The sequence below is a fragment of the Phycisphaerales bacterium genome, assembly GCA_016716475.1.
Classification (GTDB): Bacteria; Planctomycetota; Phycisphaerae; order UBA1845; family Fen-1342; genus JADJWG01.
Genome location: JADJWG010000001.1, coordinates 583,170 through 596,718 on the forward strand (window position 1 = coordinate 583,170; position 13,549 = coordinate 596,718).

At 64.6% G+C, this 13,549-nt stretch carries 12 protein-coding genes; 6 read left to right on the plus strand and 6 right to left on the minus strand.

The genetic code is table 11. The features are described 5' to 3' along the window. Nucleotides 1-57: 57 nt before the first annotated feature. Complete coding sequence (ffh, locus tag IPM18_02525) at nt 58-1,485, plus strand: signal recognition particle protein (GenBank protein ID MBK9118464.1); 1,428 nt, start codon at nt 58-60, stop codon at nt 1,483-1,485. A gap of 29 nt (nt 1,486-1,514) precedes the next feature. Here the strand turns inward: ffh and yacG are convergent, their stop codons facing one another. The 3 genes from yacG to IPM18_02540 all read right to left on the minus strand — a co-directional run bounded on the left by yacG (nt 1,515) and on the right by IPM18_02540 (nt 4,626). Beyond that, complete coding sequence (yacG, locus tag IPM18_02530) at nt 1,515-1,718, minus strand: DNA gyrase inhibitor YacG (protein MBK9118465.1); 204 nt, start codon at nt 1,716-1,718, stop codon at nt 1,515-1,517. A 10-nt stretch (nt 1,719-1,728) separates the two neighbouring features. Further along, a complete protein-coding gene (locus IPM18_02535) occupies nt 1,729-2,034 on the minus strand; it encodes a hypothetical protein (protein ID MBK9118466.1) in 306 nt (101 codons plus the stop codon). 105 nt (nt 2,035-2,139) lie between these two features. After that, a complete protein-coding gene (locus IPM18_02540) occupies nt 2,140-4,626 on the minus strand; it encodes a glycosyl transferase family 36 (protein ID MBK9118467.1) in 2,487 nt (828 codons plus the stop codon). Between the two features lie 604 nt (nt 4,627-5,230). On the opposite strand from IPM18_02540, the gene IPM18_02545 reads away from it, so the two are divergent. Then, a complete protein-coding gene (locus IPM18_02545; protein ID MBK9118468.1) occupies nt 5,231-5,704 on the plus strand; it encodes a hypothetical protein in 474 nt (157 codons plus the stop codon). Nucleotides 5,705-5,849: 145 nt separating this feature from the next. On the opposite strand, the gene IPM18_02550 is transcribed toward IPM18_02545, so the two are convergent. From IPM18_02550 to IPM18_02560, 3 genes are all read right to left on the minus strand, one after another. Then, a complete protein-coding gene (locus IPM18_02550) occupies nt 5,850-6,401 on the minus strand; it encodes a periplasmic heavy metal sensor (GenBank protein ID MBK9118469.1) in 552 nt (183 codons plus the stop codon). Next, the gene (locus tag IPM18_02555) at nt 6,398-6,895 is read right to left on the minus strand and encodes a zf-HC2 domain-containing protein (GenBank protein MBK9118470.1); all 498 of its coding nucleotides are present in this window, start codon (nt 6,893-6,895) and stop codon (nt 6,398-6,400) included. The genes IPM18_02550 and IPM18_02555 overlap by 4 nt, the downstream gene beginning before the upstream one ends. Before the next feature lie 88 nt (nt 6,896-6,983). Then, on the minus strand, nt 6,984-7,553 hold the full coding sequence (locus IPM18_02560; GenBank protein MBK9118471.1) for a sigma-70 family RNA polymerase sigma factor: 570 nt from the start codon (nt 7,551-7,553) through the stop codon (nt 6,984-6,986). A 182-nt stretch (nt 7,554-7,735) separates the two neighbouring features. Here IPM18_02560 and IPM18_02565 point away from each other — a divergent pair, with 182 nt between their 5' ends. The 4 genes from IPM18_02565 to tadA all read left to right on the plus strand — a co-directional run bounded on the left by IPM18_02565 (nt 7,736) and on the right by tadA (nt 13,419). After that, nucleotides 7,736-8,062, plus strand: coding sequence for a hypothetical protein (locus tag IPM18_02565; protein ID MBK9118472.1), 327 nt, complete (start codon nt 7,736-7,738; stop codon nt 8,060-8,062). A 48-nt stretch (nt 8,063-8,110) separates the two neighbouring features. Then, a complete protein-coding gene (locus IPM18_02570) occupies nt 8,111-8,449 on the plus strand; it encodes a hypothetical protein (GenBank protein MBK9118473.1) in 339 nt (112 codons plus the stop codon). A gap of 262 nt (nt 8,450-8,711) precedes the next feature. Next, nucleotides 8,712-11,552 (plus strand): hypothetical protein, encoded by a 2,841-nt coding sequence (locus tag IPM18_02575; GenBank protein ID MBK9118474.1) that lies wholly within the window; start codon nt 8,712-8,714, stop codon nt 11,550-11,552. A gap of 124 nt (nt 11,553-11,676) precedes the next feature. Further along, complete coding sequence (gene tadA, locus IPM18_02580; GenBank protein ID MBK9118475.1) at nt 11,677-13,419, plus strand: Flp pilus assembly complex ATPase component TadA; 1,743 nt, start codon at nt 11,677-11,679, stop codon at nt 13,417-13,419. Nucleotides 13,420-13,549: the final 130 nt, after the last annotated feature.

Below are 13,549 nucleotides of genomic sequence, written 5' to 3' on the forward strand. Positions count from 1 at the left end.
CCGTCTCACGCACCCGACCGCATTGAGCACCCCCGCGCCGCGGCCTACACTACCGGCATGTTTGAAGCTCTCAGCAATCGATTGGCGGGCGTCTTCCAGAGTCTGCGCGGGCGCGGCCGGATCAGCGAAGCCAATGTGCGCGAAGCGATGGCCATGCTGCGCACGGCACTGCTCGAAGCGGACGTGAACGTCGAAGTTGCGCGGAAGTTCTGCGACGAATGCGTTCAGAAAGCGCTCGGCCAGGAAGTGATCAGCACCCTGCGGCCCGAGCAGGTGATGGTCAAGGTCGTGCATGATGAGCTGGTACGGCTCATGGGCCCGATCGAAACGCGCATCCCGTTCGTTTCCACACCGCCGACGATCATCCTCATGGCGGGTCTGCAGGGCTCGGGCAAAACCACCACCTGCGCCAAACTGGCCCGCTATTGCATGCTGCGCGGCAAGAAGCCGCTGCTGGTTGCGGCCGACCTCAAGCGTCCTGCGGCCATCGACCAGCTCGAAGTGCTCGGGCAGCAGGTGGGCGTCCCGGTGTACACCGAGCGAGACCACCAGAACCCCGTGAAGGTCTGCCGTAACGCGGTCAGCCAGTCGCGCAAGCTCGACCGTGATGTGGTCATCCTTGATACCGCCGGTCGCCTGGCGATCGACGACGAGCTGATGGAGGAAATTTCGCAGGTTGCGAAAGCCACCAGCCCGCACCAGATCTATCTCGTGCTCGACGCCATGACCGGGCAGGACGCCGTCCATACCGCAAAGTCCTTTGATCAGCGGCTCGAACTGGACGGCGCCATCCTGACGAAGTTCGACTCCGATACCCGGGGTGGCGCCGCGCTCAGCGTGAAGGCCGTCACCGGCAAGCCGATCAAGTTCATCGGCGTCGGCGAGAAGCTGGACGCGCTCGAGGAGTTCCACCCCGAGCGCATCGCCGGGCGCATCCTCGGCATGGGCGATATCGTTTCACTCGTCGAAAAGGCCCAGCAGCAGTTCGACGAGAAAGAGGCCCTGGCCCAGCAGGAGAAGATGGCCAAGGGCCAGTTCGGGCTCGACGACTTCCTCGTCCAACTCGACAAGATCCGCAACATGGGGTCGATGAAGTCAATCATGAAGATGATCCCCGGCATGGGACAGGCCCTGGAAGGACTGGACATGCCCGAGGAAGAGCTCAACCGGGTCAAGGGCATCATCCACTCGATGACCCCGCGCGAGCGTAAGGATCCGGACCTGATTGAGGCCTCGCGGCGCCGCCGCATCGCCCGCGGGGCCGGCGTGGAGCAGCAGGAAGTCAGCGGGCTCTGCAAGCAGTTCCGCGAAATGCGCGGCATGATGAAGCTGATGGCCGGTCAAGGCATGGGCGGCAAGCTGAAGATGATGCAGCAACTCGGTCAGATGGGCGCCTTGACCGGCGGCACCATGCCGAAGGTGAAGAAGGGATCGACGCGCTACAACCCCCAGCGGCCTGACAAAAAACGCCGCCGCCGCCGCTGAACCTCGGGCCGTCCCGCTTTGCCGCCTGGTTACTTCCGCAACTCGGGCGGCAGCCGTTCCCCGAACTCCGCCAGGTCCTCTGGCGTCAGATCCCGATCGATCGCGTATTCCTCGCGCAACCACTTGCCCAGATCGACCATTCGGCAGCGCTCGCAGCAGAATGGGAATCGCGCAGGCAGCGCCCCCTCGTACTCCACCGGGTGGCCGCAAGTTGCACAGGGATAGCTCGCCATGCTGAGATTTTTAGTCGCGCGCCCGAGAATCGCAAGCCGGCCCCTCCGCCAACGCGCCCGTCTCCCCAACCGCGACACCGCAGGCGACCGACAGCGCCGCCAGTTGCAGGCGTCGCAGCTCTGCCCCGCAGATCCCACTGACCACCCCCAGGACGTATGCCCGGCACAACGCGACGTGGTAGAGCGGCTGGGCCGACTCGTTCGGGAACCGCACCAGGTCGCGCTGCCGCCGCAGCCACGACGGTGAGCGACGAAACCATGCCGCGGCCTCCCGTGGCGACATCAGCTCAGGCAATTGAAATCCACCGGACGGCATCGGAGATCCTCCGTGGTGCCGCACCCCGGCGGCCCTGACCGGAAGTATAGCCCGCGCAGCCGACCAGTGCAAGTAAATCTAGTTTTCCGTGTCCTGACCGCTCTGCTAGCCAATACGCACCTGCACGACATGCGTCCCACCGGCCGGCGGCGGCGACAGCACCGCACCCGCCAACCGCGTCCCGTCAACCGTCACCTCCACCTGCCCGGCCGCCAGCCCCGCCGCCCGCTCAATTCGGATGTGCAGGGTGCTGCCACGCCAGAAACGCGTCATCGACGCCTCGGCCCAGTCGGCCGGCAGCACCGGATCGAAACGCAGCCCGTCCCACTCCGGCCGCACCCCCAGCACCCACTGCGTGACGATGCGGTGCAACCACTGTGCCGACCCCGTATACCACGTCCAGCCCGCCCGGCCATGATGCGGCGACTGCGGACCATCGACATTGCCCGGCAGCACGTACGGTTCGGCCCAGTAGCGCTCCGGGTCCTTGCGCATCGGATTGATCGCCTGGAGCAGCCGCCCCACCTGCTCATGATCCCGCATTTTGGCGGCCGCGGCGATCGCCCACGTGGCGGCATGCGTGTAAACGCCACCATTCTCGCGCAGCCCGGGAGCGTAGCGCGTGATGTAGCCGATCGCACTGACCGGCTGGTCGAACGCTGGCGCAAGCAACAGGGCGCCGGCGTCGGTAACGAGGTGCTTACAGACGGCGTCCCAGCACTGCCGCGCGCGGTCCGGCGACGCGATATCGTTGAGAATCGCCCAGGTCTGGGTATTGAGGAAAATCCGTCCCACGCGGTTCTCGGCACTGCCAAGTTTGCTGCCATCATCCAACGTAGCGCGATAGTACCACTCCCCATCCCAGCCATGGTGGTTCAGCGCCGCCAGGAGTGCCGCCCGCTGATGGTGCAGTTCCGCCGCTCGTTGCAGGGCGCGCTCCCGCGGTACGCTCGGGGAGAGCTGTTGGGCCTGCGCCGCCCCTCCGGTAAAGGTGCCGGGCTCGCCGATGCGGCGGTAGATCTCTGCCCAATCCGCGAGCAGCCCTGCCAGGAACTGCCCAAGCCAGATGGACTCGCCGCGCTCCTGAAGACCAACGGCGCTGAGGCCGTCGTTCCAGTCACCGGCACCGATGAAAGGCAGGCCGCGTGAGCTGGTGCGCTGCGCGACCCGTGCGAATGCTCGTTCCACGTGGTCCACCAGTGGGGTCGGACGTGCGTCATCCAGATAGGGCGCTTCATCCGCGAGAATCGTCAGATCGCCTGTTTCGCGGATGTAATTGGCCGTCACGAATGCCAGCCACAACAGGTCGTCCGTCATCTTCGTGACGTGGCCCTGCTCCGTGAGCGGATGCCACCAGTGGTAGACGGAGCCATCCGTGAACTGGTGCGCGGCGTGCAGACGCACCTGCTCGCGGCAGCGCTGCGGGTCGATCGTCAGCCAGACCTGCGAATCCTGCAACTGATCGCGGAAGCCGAATGCGCCGCTCTGCTGGTAATACCCGCAGCGCCCCCACAGTCGTCCGGAAATTGTCTGGTAGCGGGTCCAGTCGTTGGTGAGCGCATCGACGGACACGTCAGGCGTCTCGATCCGCTGGGTCGCAAGCAGTTCCCGCCACTGGTTCTGCACACGACTCAACTCCGCATCCATGCGGGCAGCATCCAGCGACCGATCCAGTAAATCCGCGGCCGTCTCCTGGGAAGAGCCCACCGCCAGCGCAAACCCGACCGTGCGGCGCTCCCCGCGGCGCAACTCGACCGCACTCCGCAGCGCAGCAATCGCATCGCCGTGTCGACCGAATTCCGGCTGCCACTGGTCGGCGGACAAAGCCTCCGGATTTCGCAGGTCGCCGTAGCGCCCCGTGAACGCTCCTTTCTCCCCCTGCGCCCACAGGGCCGGTTCCGTGCTACCCAGAGCGGTCACGTAAGGGAAGGATGTGTTCCAGTGCCCGAAGCGCGCCGAAGGCACTTCCCACATATGGTTCCAGGCGAAGATCGCGCGCCGTTCGGCGTCGAAGGCGTTCTCCAGAAAGAGCTTGTGAAACTCCCGCCGCGGCGACGGGAGCACACCGCAATTCCACTCCAGGTAGGCGGTCAGTTCAAGCCGCCGCGGCCGTTCGGTGCGATTCTCAAGCTCCACGCGCCACAGTTCGACCGTGTCTGTCGCGTGTGCGAACAGCGTCCAGGTCGCTCGAATGCCCCCCAACTCGGTCACGAACTGCGTGTAACCCAAGCCATGACGGCATTCGAAGGTGTCATAGCGCGGCCAGGTCGGCGCCGGCGACAGGGACCATACAGCGCCGCTCTCCGTATCCCGGACGTAGAGAAACTTCCCCGAACAGTCTGCCGTGAGATCCTGTTGCCAGCGTGTGAGCACCGCGAGTTGCGAATTGTCGACCCAGGTGAAACCACTGCCCGTCTGGCTCACAGCCAGTCCGAAACGCGGATTAGCAATGATATTGGCCCACGGGCGTGGTGTGCGCCAGTCGGTGATGCGAAACTCACGCCCATCCGGCGTGAAATAGCCGTAGGGATTCGGAGCAAAACCGGTGCGTTCAGCACGTACACCGGCGGGAACGACGTTGGCGGAGGTCATTCGAGCGATCCTTCCAAGACGGTTCTTCAAGCATGCGCGAAAGTGGCGGGCCTGTCGTGCAGAGCATAAACCGGTTCATTCCAGCAGATCACCCACGAGTAACCTACTTATCTCCACTTTCCGCAGGCGCGTTGAAAGCGCTTTCAGGATAACCACTGCACTCCGAAGAATCAACCCTGTATTCATCAACACCCCCCGGGGCTTCGCCCAGACCGACACGCAGGCGCCAGAGGAATCCTGCCTCGGCCTCGTGTATGTAAGGAAAATGCGGTCGTGGACAATCGCATGGACGAGATTGTTATGAAAGCGGAACACGGAGATGGGGCGGGTGTCCCGCGATCCCCCAAGGAGCGCATGGGCTGTGTCGACGGATGGAGATGAGTGGTGACGTGGGATGTCGAGCACCGGAGATCCTGAGCCCAACGTCTGCATCTACTCGACCGACAGCATGACCGTTCGCTCGATGTAAACTCAATATCTGGCCTTACGCAGGAACCCGGCCGGGGACCAGGGCATCCAAGAGCATGCCGGAGGGACTGGATGTCGAGCGAGATTCGCAATGCACGTCGTATTTCCATGCGGTTACAAGTTGCAGACGGTGCTGATGACCACAGTAGTTACAGGCACCCTGCTGGTGATGGCGGGATGCCGTTCGAGCGGGCCGCCATACCCACCCCGACCCTGGCCGACCGTAAATGCTGCGCTGCCGGATCATTGGCCTTGGTATTTTGACCGCGTCGCAGCCGGAGATACGCGCGTCGTAGCGTCACTTCGAGGGTGTGATGAGTTCTGGAAGAGAACGCGCGGCGACTGGCAGTATTCGTGGATTGTGGCACGGTTCGAAGTGGTTACCGTCGAACAGGGTAGTTGGCCCAACCCGACGTTGGTTTTCGTGTGTTGGGATTCATGGCCGACGCTTGAGTCAGGGATCAAGGTGCACAAGCCCCTTTGGCCGTATCGGCAGGGCGTGATCCTGGCATTCGACCTGGATACGAAGCAGCAGCCGGCACGGGTGGTCGGACAGGTGGTGCGGCACGATCCTGATCGGGTGCCGGTGACCCAAGAAGCAGCACCTTGAAACCGTGCGCTTCACTACCGCGGAGGATCGGTCGTAATCGACCTCACCAAGTACGACCATGTCACCAGTGACGATTGAACACGCGATCGACGCACTACGGCACACTCGCGCTCTGCGACTCACTCTGAACCCACAACAGCATGCACTACTCAGCCCCGCGGTAGCGTCCACGGCCACCGCGGCCGGGCGGAGGTCCACCACCCCGCTCACTGGTCGATTCCTCATTACGCCCGTGTCGCCAGCGCTGACCCTCGGATAAACGTACACCCTCCGCGAAGCGCCCCAACAGGCGAGCACGCTGGTCCAACGTCAGGTGCGGACGCAGCGTCAAAAGATGCTCTGCGACGCGCCGCTCGAGCTTGACATGTGCCAAGCTTACAGCGTCCACCTGGGCGAGGATTTCTGCATCGGACGCCGTATCAGTCTCGAACAGCTCCGCCAGCTTCTTTCGTTCGCGTGAGAGCTCTTCCTCGAGGATTTTGCGCTCCGCCACGAATTCCGCATACGGCCCTGCCATGGCGGCCAGTTGTTCCGGGCTCAGTTGCAGCCAGGCGGTCAGGGGCGAATCGGGCAGTTCCTCAGAGGATGAGACCTCCTGGTGGTCTTGACGTTCCTGCCAGGCAGAAGTCGCCCAGAAACTACCCGCGCCCCCGAAGAGGAGTAGTAGCGTTGAATACAGGATGCTCGACCGGTTCATGAGTGTTCCTCGGCAACGACCGACTCATCCCCGGCAGCATGCAAATTGAGTAGCGTGGTGTACAGCCCGGCCGCCGTAGGACGCTCATAAACTTCAACGCCAATGGCCAGCGCAGCTTCCTCCGCCATCGCTTTTGCATCCTGTGCCGGCTCTTGCTCAATCACAGAGTGCCGGGAAGGTGCCAACCACCAGGCGGTGCCATGGCCGAGACCGATTCCGATCAGTAAGGCGGCAGCGGCACGCCATGCGGCCGTGGGATGCATGCTTATCAACGACGGCCTTATCCGCAGCGCACGCTCCACCGGACAGGTACTGGTTGCCACGGGCACAGGTGGCTGCCAGGCACCAAGCGTCGCCCAGAGCTCATTCTGCGCCCGGCAGCGGTTACCGCACGCAGCGCACGCCGAAAGATGCGCCCGTACCGCAGCACTGCGCACCGGGTCGAGCTCACCGGCGACGAATCGAATGATGTCGGACTCACTAAGATGCTCCATCGGCACTACTCCAAGTAGTAATACGCCGTTCGACGTCATCTACCTGCGGTCGCGGGTGGCCGTTTCCGGCCGCCCGGGTTGGCGCTCGTCATTCCAGGTCAGAGAGCAGCTTCCGGAGACGTTCGTAGGCCCGTACGAGACATGACTCGACGGCGCTTTCGGTCCAACCGCATGCCTCCGCTATCTCGCGGTGAGACAGGCCATCGAAGCGATGCAGGACAACTGCCAGGCGTTGACGAGCGGGCAGCGCTGCCACGGCCAAGCGGACACGTTCGGCGCGCTCAAAAGCATCGAGGTCAGATAAAGCGACTGTCCCGGAACGTTGCTGGGCTGCACGGGCGAGACGCCGTACTTCACGCGCCATTCGCCGACGCTGATCCCAACACAGGTTGGCGACCAGACGGTACAGCCAGGAACTGAAGCGGGCTTGCGGAGTGTAGCTTGCCGCGGCCCGGAATATCCGCAGAAACGCTTCCTGGGCGAGGTCTTCGGCAAGATCCCAGCGGCCCGTGAAGCGGTATGCAAGCAGAACCACGCGCGGCCGGTGCCGCGCAACCAACGCCTCGCGCGCCGCATGGTCCCCAAGCGCCACCGCAGCGATCAATGCTTCATCCGCAGCATCGTCACAGTGCTCGGACTCGGAGCCGCCCGGTATCATCAATACCCGCTTCCAGAATTTTCGTTATGCCTCAAATCTTGAACCGCAGGAATTCTCTGAGCTGCGGCGTTGAACGGGCAGTGGTTTTTATTGTCCGGCCCGCAACTCGACACCGCAAGCATCCGGACAGCTCGTAGCGACCGGCAGCCGTGCAGCGCGGGCCCAGTCACAAGGAGACTCTCATGAAGCGTTGTATTCTGCCTGCACTTTTGTCCACTGCCGTGCTCCTGCTCACCGCGGGCTGCGACATGGAGAACCTCTCGTCCGCCGCGAAGACTTTGCTCACGGCCAAAAACCCGAACCCGGCGGGCGTGGGGGACTTGCTCCAGATCAGGCAACAGCTCCGGCTCCAGGATGGCACTGGCACCGGTGACGGGAACCAGTACGGCTACGGGGGCGCTCCAGGCAATGGACCGGGTCCGGGGTCGTCCACGCCGAACGGCTCGAACGGTCAGGGGGGCGGCACGCAGAACCAGTATCAGGACGGTAGCTGCGGCAACGGTGGATAGGCGTATGCCGCGCGCGATTCCACGCAGACAAGGGAAGGAGTCGACAACATGTTGAATCCACGCTGCCTACTTGTAGTTGCCCTTGTGCTCAGCACCCAGCTTGGGCTGGCTGCTGAACTCGGGCGCGGCCGTGGCTATGGGCGCTGCAACGGTCCCGGCAACGGGACGCGCATCGAGGGTGTGATCACGGCGATTGACGCCGCCACGCTGCAATTCACGATCGAAGCCACCACTGTCCAGGTGACCGCGGAAACCTGGCTGCAGCGCAATGGCCGCTCCATTGCGTTTGGCGACCTCGTGGTTGGGCAGACCGTCGCCGCCTGTGGACAATTCGTCGACGACATACTCGTCGCGCAGCGGGTGACCGTGCGCCTTTGCGGGCGTTAGTTACGCTGGTCAGGTACAGCTTCAGTGCCGGCACGGCAGGAGCAACTGCCGTGCCGGCACAGGTGTTTACCCACCAGCGCCGCAGGATGGTGGACGTTCAAGCCGGGTAGCCCGCCTTCTTTCGTTCACCCATCGCCTCATTCACCGAATCACCGCATTGCGGCGCGGGCTCGTCGAATCCGGGCCCTATTCTATCGAGTCAGCACGCCGTCTCCGAGAAAGACCGTCGATCGGCCTTGCCCGCAGGTTACAATCCTCTGACATGCTCACTGCCACCCCGCACGGGCCAGCCGCTGTCTCCGCGCAGCACGATGCCGCTCTCCGAGCCGTTGTGGCCGCACATGGCCAGACGCTCCGACGGCAGTGGTTTCTGGCATTCTGCATGCAGGGGGCGATCCTCGCGGCCGCGTGGCCACTCGTCATGGTTGCGGGGGACCACCTGCTGCCGGGCGGCTGGCCGCACGCCATCTTACGTGGCAGTCTGCTGCTCTGGGCCGGCGCCATCATCCTCGCGGTTGGTACCGCGCTCTTGCGGACCTGCCGGTGGCGCTGGAATCCCGTCTTCCTGGCCCAGAGTCTGGAGCGGTCCGCCGACATCCGGCATAACTCGCTGGTCAACGCGGTGCTGTTGCGCGCGGACGAGCGTGTGACCTATGCCATCGAGCCCGCCCTTCTGCAAGCTGCGCGGGACCTCGTGAACCATGACCTCCCGGGACGCTCCACCTGGGGCTTCACCGGCCGCTCCGCGGTCCTTGCCACGCTCGTAGCTGCGGCGTGGACTCTGTACCTCCTGCTCGCCCCCAAACCGGCCGCTCCGTCGTTGGCGCGCTTCTTCGGCGCCGAGGTCGCCGCACCGACGGCCACCCGCATCGAGTGGCTGCGCCCGACGCCGGCCGATGGTCCGCACGTCGGCGAACCGCTTGAGCTGGCGTTCGCGGTGCGGGGCCAACCCGTCACCGCGGTTGAGCTCGATCTGCTCGATCCGGAGGGCTCTGTCCTGCGAACGCGCCGCGCCACGGAGCCCGCGGACGATGGCACCTGGTCTTTCGTCCTCGCCCCGGTGGAGGTGCAGGGCGATGTCCATTTCCGGTGTCGGGCGGGCGATGCAGCACTGGCGGGCACGGTGCGTGTTCATCCGCAGCCCGATCTGGTGGCACTGGAAATGACGGTCACGCCACCTGCATACACCGGTTGGCCGGCGGCCCAACCCGATACGCGGAGTTTCACGGCATTGGCCGGATCTACCGTCCGCCTGCGCCTGACCGCGAACACCCCCCTGGCGAGTGCCATCGTCCGCATGCGTGGCGCCGACGGTGAGACGCGGACGCGCATGCGGGTTGAGGTGGAAGATTCCGCGTTGGCTGAGGCCACCCTGTTCCTGCGCGCCAGCTCCGACTACACCATCGAGTTTCGCGACACCTGGGACTATGTGGGCTACACTGCTGAGCAACGCATCCACGTTGTGGCCGATCTGCCGCCGGCCATCGCGGTCGTCGCGCCCACTGCGGAGCAGATCCCTGCGGGGGTCATCGACGTCAGTACATTCCCCGAGATCACGGTCACCGCGAGCGATGATGTCGGCGCGGCGGTCCATCTCGTGCTGGAGCGCGATGGTCAACGGACCCGCATCGCCGTCACATCGGAACTTGCCTCCCGCGTGCGCGGGGTGGTGCGCGTGGCCGATTTGCCGCTGCCCGAGGATGGGGTGGCGCGGGCGTGGTTCGAAGCGGTAGACAATCGGCACTTGCCCGACGGGCGTCCGGCCCCGCAGACCACCGCGACAGACGTGTATGAACTCGTGCGGTCCGGCGCGATCGAACCCGCGGCCACGCAGCCCGGCGACCCTGGCGGCGCAGCAGCGGAGCCCGCTGTGGACTCCGACGACGCCGGTCCCGACGGGCCCGAGTCTGTGGAGGATGGCGACGGCTCGGACGCTGGAACGGGACAAGATCCCGTCGGCACGGGTGCTCAGCCGGAGCGCACAGACGATTCCAAGCAGGCATCCTCGGGTGGTGAACCCGATGAACCGACGGGCGAGGACTCGCCGCCAGAGGACAAGGGTGACGCTACAGAGCCGCCCAACCCGGCACCCGAAAGCGGCAATGAGCAGGGCGACGGCGCGGGCGCTGCTGGGGCAGAGCCCGATTTCGATGCCGCGCTCGACGAGTTCGTCCAGGAGCATGGTAACGAAGCCGAGGATGCCAGCCGTGCCCATCAGCCGGACGATCAACGCCCGGCGACCCCGGGTCCCACGGAACTGCCCCAGCCGAACGGCCCGGCCGAGCCGGCCGAACGAGATGCCACGCCCGTAAGCGCACCAGCGCCAACCACAAACGAGACCCCCTCGGACCCCAGCAAGGAATCGTCTGCGGCAGCGACTCCAGGCCAGGTGCCGTCCCCCGATGTCCCGGAACCCGCGAGCCCCGCACCGTCCCCACAGCCCAACCCAGTACCCGATGATGCCACCACAAACCCTGGTCCGGTTTCGCCACCGGAAACTCCGCCAGGCGAAGGCAGCCACCCGGCACCCGGAACTGCGTCAGAGGACGGCACCCCAACCTCGGCGGGCGGCGGTGGCGCCACGGAACCACGGCCCGACGGAACCAACACACCCGCGCCGCCTGATACCACGCCCCCCACGCCTCCGCCGGACAACCTCGCCCCACCCGCGGAACGCGAGCCCACCGCCAGCGACACCCCCGATACGGGGCGGGCCGCAGTGCTTGAGCTGCTCGACCGCATGGACCGCGGTGATCCACCGACGACGGACCAGCTCATCGCGGCCGGTTGGTCGGCCGAGCGCGCCGCGGCCTTCCTGCGACGCCTCGAACGCCTGCACGTGCTCGCGATTCAAGCGCGCGAGGCCAATGTGGCGCGCCATCTACGACACACTACCGAGCTCGGCACCGAAGCACGCCAAGCCGGCCGCGGCGTACATGCCGACCTCTCTCGCGCTGTCGCCCCGGCCGAAGGCGACATACCCGTCGAGCGCACCCGACCGGCTGAGGCCAACCTCCCCCCTGAGTACGAGGAGCTGTTGGAGGCCTACTACCGCGCCTTGCGGTCGGCCGTACCACCTACAACCTCGTCGTCACCTACCTGATGTGACCTTGCAGTCGGGCTGCGACTTTCGGCGACCGCCGGTCGCCATGGATTTGTGCCGACTGGATGGGCTCGTATAATGCCTCTCAGACCAGCGGGAGACATGCTGTATGCCTGAACCCGGAATGCCACCCATCTCGTCACTTCGCGGCCGTCCGATCGGTCGCATTCTGATCAAGATGGGTAAGGTGACACGCGCCCAGGTCTCCGAGGCGCTGGAACTGCAGAAAAAGCGGCGGGGTCCTTTGGGCCAGTTGCTGGTCGAAATGGGCGTGGTTGCCAGGGAGGACGTCCACCGGGCGCTCGCGGCCCAGGTAGGGATGGAGTCGATTCGCCTCGCCGACATCGATATTGAACAAAGCGTGATCAACATGGTGCCGGCGCAAATGGCCCATGCCTACCGCGTCGTCCCCACGGAATACGACCGTGATACGCACACGCTGGGCGTGGCGCTCGCCAGCCCGGACAATTTTCACGCCACGGACGACCTCAAAACCCTGATGGGTTTCAACGTCGTCGCGCGCATCACTACGCAAGAAGACATGACCGAAGCCCTCAACCGGTACTACCCGGAAGAGGCCGCACTCAGTCTCACCGACGTCATCAATGAGCTCGGGGCCGACGACAGCGTGCAGCAGCTTGCCAATCGCGGTGAGAGCATCGATCTCGAAACACTCAAAGACGCCGCTGAGAGTGCCGGTGTCAAGAAGCTGGTCAACCTCGTGCTGCTCCAGGCCATTCGTGACAAGGCCTCCGACGTGCACTTCGAACCATTCGAGGACGAGTACAAGATGCGCTACCGCATCGACGGCGTCCTGTTCGAGATGATGCCGCCACCCAAGCACGTCGCCATGGCCATTTCATCCCGCGTCAAGGTCATGTCGAACCTGGACATCGCCGAGCGCCGCATGCCGCAGGACGGCCGCATCGAACTGCTCGTCGAAGGCCGCCCGGTCGATCTGCGCGTCAGTATCCTGCCCACGATGTTCGGCGAGAGCGTCGTGCTGCGCGTGCTCGACCGCAGCCAGGTCAACCTCGACCTCGCCCAGATCGGTCTGCGCGACGAGGAAATGAACATCTTCCGGCAGCTCATCGGCAAACCCCACGGCATCATCGTCGTGACGGGCCCGACCGGCTCCGGTAAAACCACTACGCTCTACTCCGCACTGCGTGAGCTCAACACCGTCGACGTGAAGATCCTGACGAGCGAGGACCCGGTCGAATACGACATCGATGGCATGATCCAGTGCCAGATTCGCTCCGAGATCGGGCTGACTTTCGCGCGTTGCCTGCGCTCCTTCCTGCGGCAGGATCCCGATATCATCCTGGTCGGTGAAATTCGCGACATCGAAACGGCGCAGATCTCCGTGCAGGCCTCTCTCACCGGCCACCTGGTCTTCACCACGCTCCATACCAACGACGCCCCCAGTTCGATCGCCCGTCTGCTCGACCTCGGCCTCGAACCCTTCCTGCTCACCGCGACCCTGGAAGCCATCGTAGCGCAGCGGCTGGTCCGCAAGATCTGCGAGAACTGCAAAGAAGAGTACGAACCGACCGAGCAGCAACTCATGCAACTCGGTTTGCGACCGGAGGAAATCGCGGGTCGGACGTTCTTCTATGGGCGTGGCTGTGAGTACTGCAACCAGACCGGCTACCGTGGCCGACGCGGCATCTTCGAGATCATGGTGATGGACGACGACATGCGCGAACTGGTGATGAAGCACGCTTCGACGCAGCTTCTCCGGCAGGAAGCCCGGAAGCGCGGCATGCGCTCCCTGCGTGAGGCGGGCCTCATGTTGCTCTACGACGGTATCACGACCATCGACGAGATTGTGCGGGAAACGCTCGCCGAAGAAGTCATGGCCTGAGAACGCGACCAGACGTCCGATAACGCTTGAAATCACGCCGTCTGAACTTTACGGTGCAGATGGGCGGCCACTTGGTACCGGAGATAATGTCTGGCGACAGGAGTATCTGTCCGTGCGCGGTTCCGGGCCG

Coding starts and splice junctions, on each gene's coding strand:
- ffh (MBK9118464.1), top strand. CDS start 58: ATGTTTGAAGCTCTCAGCAATCGATTGGCGGGCGTCTTCCAGAGTCTG.
- yacG (MBK9118465.1), bottom strand. CDS start 1,718: ATGGCGAGCTATCCCTGTGCAACTTGCGGCCACCCGGTGGAGTACGAG.
- IPM18_02535 (MBK9118466.1), bottom strand. CDS start 2,034: ATGCCGTCCGGTGGATTTCAATTGCCTGAGCTGATGTCGCCACGGGAG.
- IPM18_02540 (MBK9118467.1), bottom strand. CDS start 4,626: ATGACCTCCGCCAACGTCGTTCCCGCCGGTGTACGTGCTGAACGCACC.
- IPM18_02545 (MBK9118468.1), top strand. CDS start 5,231: ATGACCACAGTAGTTACAGGCACCCTGCTGGTGATGGCGGGATGCCGT.
- IPM18_02550 (MBK9118469.1), bottom strand. CDS start 6,401: ATGAACCGGTCGAGCATCCTGTATTCAACGCTACTACTCCTCTTCGGG.
- IPM18_02555 (MBK9118470.1), bottom strand. CDS start 6,895: ATGGAGCATCTTAGTGAGTCCGACATCATTCGATTCGTCGCCGGTGAG.
- IPM18_02560 (MBK9118471.1), bottom strand. CDS start 7,553: ATGATACCGGGCGGCTCCGAGTCCGAGCACTGTGACGATGCTGCGGAT.
- IPM18_02565 (MBK9118472.1), top strand. CDS start 7,736: ATGAAGCGTTGTATTCTGCCTGCACTTTTGTCCACTGCCGTGCTCCTG.
- IPM18_02570 (MBK9118473.1), top strand. CDS start 8,111: ATGTTGAATCCACGCTGCCTACTTGTAGTTGCCCTTGTGCTCAGCACC.
- IPM18_02575 (MBK9118474.1), top strand. CDS start 8,712: ATGCTCACTGCCACCCCGCACGGGCCAGCCGCTGTCTCCGCGCAGCAC.
- tadA (MBK9118475.1), top strand. CDS start 11,677: ATGCCACCCATCTCGTCACTTCGCGGCCGTCCGATCGGTCGCATTCTG.